At 67.8% G+C, this 3,672-nt stretch carries 4 protein-coding genes; 3 read left to right on the forward strand and 1 reads right to left on the reverse strand.

What is annotated here, in order from left to right; all coding sequences use genetic code 11:
* From N801_RS18685 to N801_RS18695, 3 genes are all read left to right on the forward strand, one after another.
* Nucleotides 1-1,296, forward strand: a 1,296-nt coding sequence (locus N801_RS18685; protein ID WP_035940821.1) for a heavy metal translocating P-type ATPase, incomplete at its 5' end; no start/stop codon positions are given.
* 96 nt (nt 1,297-1,392) lie between these two features.
* Nucleotides 1,393-2,076, forward strand: coding sequence for a DUF305 domain-containing protein (locus N801_RS18690; protein WP_245618514.1), 684 nt, complete (start codon nt 1,393-1,395; stop codon nt 2,074-2,076).
* Nucleotides 2,077-2,122: 46 nt separating this feature from the next.
* The gene (locus N801_RS18695; protein ID WP_342666925.1) at nt 2,123-2,995 is read left to right on the forward strand and encodes a F510_1955 family glycosylhydrolase; all 873 of its coding nucleotides are present in this window, start codon (nt 2,123-2,125) and stop codon (nt 2,993-2,995) included.
* 245 nt (nt 2,996-3,240) lie between these two features.
* On the opposite strand, the gene N801_RS18700 is transcribed toward N801_RS18695, so the two are convergent.
* Nucleotides 3,241-3,672 (reverse strand): M23 family metallopeptidase (locus N801_RS18700; protein ID WP_156996920.1); only part of this gene is annotated, 432 nt, incomplete at its 5' end.

Raw genomic sequence — 3,672 nt, forward strand, 5'->3', positions numbered from 1 at the left:
GCCCCCGGACAGCGGCTCGCCGACCGCGCAGCATTCTGGCTCGTCCTGGTCGCCCTCATCGGTGGTGTCGGGACCTTCCTCGTGTGGCTGGCCGTCGGCGCGAGCGTGCAGGTCGCCCTCCTCTTCGCCATCACGGTCGTGGTCATCACCTGCCCCGACGCCCTCGGCCTGGCCACCCCGACCGCGATCATGGTCGGGACCGGCCTGGGCGCCCAACGTGGGGTGCTGTTCAAGAACGCCACCGCTCTGGAGTCCGCAGCCCGCATCGACACCGTCGTCCTCGACAAGACCGGCACCCTGACCAAGGGCGAGCCCGAGGTCACCGACGTGGTGGTCGCCGACGGCACGGACGAGGACGAGCTGCTGCGTCTGGTCAGCGCCGTGGAGCGCGAGTCCGAACACCCCCTCGCGGGCGCGATCGTGGCGTATGCCGGGGAGCGGGGGATCGCTCGCCCCGCCCCCTCGGGCTTCCGGAACGTTCCCGGACACGGAGCGGTCGCCACCGTCGACGGCCACCGCGTCGTCGTGGGCAACCGCAAGCTCATGGCGCAGGAAGGCATCGACGTCGGCTCGCTGCTGGGTCGGCGCGAGGAGCTCGCCGCCAGCGGCCGCACCGCGGTGCTCGTCGGCGTGGACGGGCAGGGAGCGGGAGTCATCGCCCTGGCCGACGCGGTCCGGGAGACCTCCGAGCAGGCGATCCGCGAGCTCCATGAGCTCGGCACCGAGGTCGTCATGCTCAGCGGCGACAACCAGGCCACCGCAGAGCGCATCGCCCGCCAGCTGGGGATCGACACGGTCATCGCCGAGGTGCTCCCGGGTGACAAGGCCGCGAAGGTCGCCGAGCTCCAGGCGGAGGGCAGGAAGGTCGCCATGGTCGGTGACGGCGTCAACGACGCTCCCGCGCTGGCGCAGGCGGACCTCGGCATCGCCATCGGAGCCGGGACCGACGTGGCGATCGAGACCGCGGACCTCGTGCTCATGCGATCGGACCCGCTCGACGTGCCCATCGCCCTGCGAGTCGGGCGCGGCACCCTGCGCAAGATGCGCCAGAACCTCGGCTGGGCCGTCGGATACAACGTCATCGCGCTGCCCATCGCGGCCGGTGTCTTCGAACCGTCCTTGGGCCTCGTCCTGCGGCCAGAGATCGCGGCGCTCTCTATGTCCGGGTCCAGCGTCATCGTCGCCGTCAACGCCCTGCTGCTCAAGCGGCTCCGTCTCCCCGCCCCGGCGCAGACCATGGCAGGCGCCAAGCCCAGGCAACCCGCAGCCGAGCCCGCCGTCCACCACGGCGGCTGACGCGAATCCGATCAGTCGTTTAGCCGATCAGCCGCCCCAAGGCCATCTTCACTAAACCTTCAGGAAATCCTGATCATAGGCCCATCGTCGCACCGCATGCTGGAGACCGGTGCGCACCTGACCTCCCTTACCGGGTGCGCACCACCACGATCGAAAACGCAACTCAAGGAGCAAACTCTCGTGCACCTCAACAAGCGGTACCCCATCCTTGCCGGGCTCGGCATCACGGCCGTCCTCACGCTCAGCGCCTGCGGGTCGGACGACGCCGGGTCCGCGGCGACTGGTGGTATGGGCTCCATGTCGTCGAGCACGTCCGAGACGGCTGACGCCGGGCAGAAGGGCGACGTCATGTTCGCGCAGATGATGATCCCGCACCACAAGCAGGCAGTCGAGATGGCGGACCAAGCGCTTCAGAAGGACGCTTCCCCGAAGGTGACGGAACTCGCAGAGCAGATCAAGGCGGCGCAGGGTCCTGAGATCGAGACCATGACGACATGGCTCGAGGAGTGGAAGGCGCCCATGACGGCGGAGCAAGGTCATGGGGGACACGGCGGGCGTGGCGGCATGATGGACGACGGAGACATGAAGGACCTGTCCGCAGCAAGTGGTCCGGCCTTTGACAAGATGTGGCTCACGATGATGGTCGAGCACCACGAGGGAGCCGTCGACATGGCGCAGGACGTTCTCAAGACGACCAGCAACCCTGAGGTCAAGGAGATGGCCCAGGCCATCGTCGATGGGCAGAACAAGGAGATCGCCACCATGAAGGCCCTCCTCTGACAACCCGCCAGCACGCACACCGACGACCTCGACCCGAAAGGCTTCAATGCGCTGGCCGGCACACCATGGCACCCGCGCGATAGTTGCGGCGGCCAGCTCGCTGGCGATACTCGCGGGGTGTTCGGCGAAGGCCAGTGACGAAGCAGACCAGGCGCCAGCCGTCTCAGTTGGCGCCACCGGGGCCGCGCTACCGTCGGCGCACGTCCATGGGGTCGGCCGAGACCCTGGGGATGGTGCGCTTCTGCTGGCGACGCACGAAGGCCTCTTCCGGTACGGCGCCGACGGCCCCACCAGAGTGGGCCCGATCGTTGACCTCATGGGGTTCACCATCGTCGGTCCAGGTCACTACTTCGCCTCGGGCCACCCCAACATGGTCCGCGATCTCCCTCAGCCCATGGGCCTCATCGAGAGCACCGACAGCGGCAAGACCTGGACAGTTCTCTCCCGCGGCGGACAGTCGGACTTCCACACCCTCACGCAAGCCGGTGACACCCTCATCGCATTCGACGGACAGCTCCGACGCACGAGTGACCACCGAACCTGGTCAACTGGCACCCTCACGGGAGAACCACGAACGCTCTCCTCCGACCCGGAGGGCGAGACCGTTCTCGCGACCACCGAACGTGGTCTGTTGAGGTCCAACGACCGGGGCGCCACTTGGGCGCCGATCGTAGGCGCACCACTGCTGCTGCAGGTTGCTTGGGGAGATGCCCGGTCGGTAACGGGCGTCACCCCTGATGGTGCTGTGGCGATAAGCCAGGACGGCGCGCAGACGTGGCGGATGACGGGCGCGACGGTCCCTCCCCCACAGGCGATGAGCGCCAGCATGACCAAGTCGGGCTTCGAAATCCTTGTTGTGACCGAGAATGCCCTGTTGGGATCAGCGGACGGAACCAGGTTCGCGCCTGTCAGTCGATAGCGGCAGAGCCATAGTGCGGCTCAGACGCTTGACCGTTACTGGCTGGGTCCGGCTGACAGGTTTCAGTTCGCGGGTCGCATCGAGATCGGGCTCAACTAACCGAGCGCGTGGAAACGGCCCAATAACGGCCTTCGTTGCATCCTGCGTCAACCCGGCCGCTGGTTGGCCTGTGCCACAGCGGTCACCTCCCTTGGGTCAGTACGTCAAGGTCCTGCGGCGTATGCCGTGTGCGCCGACGTTCTGCGTCAGAGGTAGTTGCGCGGGTCGACGAACTCGCCGTCCTCATAGACCTCAAAGTGGAGGTGGCAGCCGTTGGACTTGCCCGTGGAGCCCTCGTAGCCCACGACTTGGCCGCGCTGCACGCTTCCACCCCGGGTGCGGATGCTCTCCATGTGGTTGTACGTCGTGACGAGGTGGACGCCGCCGATGACCCCGTGGTCGATGACGACCCGGTTGCCGTAGCCGCTGTTGAAGCCGGCATCGATGACGACGCCGGAAGCAGCCGCTTTGAGGGGCGTCCCGCACGGGGCGGCGTAGTCGCGGCCGCTGTGCAGTCGCCAGACGCGGTCGATCGGGTGGAAGCGCATGCCGAACTCCGAACTGATCCAGCCCTCGGTCGTCGGCGCGCTGAGCGGGCCGCTGCTGGCGGGCAGGGCCGGGGGTGCGGGGGGGCGGGT

The organism is Knoellia aerolata DSM 18566 (assembly GCF_000768695.1).
Lineage (GTDB): Bacteria > Actinomycetota > Actinomycetes > Actinomycetales > Dermatophilaceae > Knoellia > Knoellia aerolata.

Bases quoted from the DNA above. Each gene is read 5' to 3' on its own strand.
- N801_RS18690 (WP_245618514.1), top strand. From the start codon at position 1,393: ATGCTGGAGACCGGTGCGCACCTGACCTCCCTTACCGGGTGCGCACCA.
- N801_RS18695 (WP_342666925.1), top strand. From the start codon at position 2,123: ATGCGCTGGCCGGCACACCATGGCACCCGCGCGATAGTTGCGGCGGCC.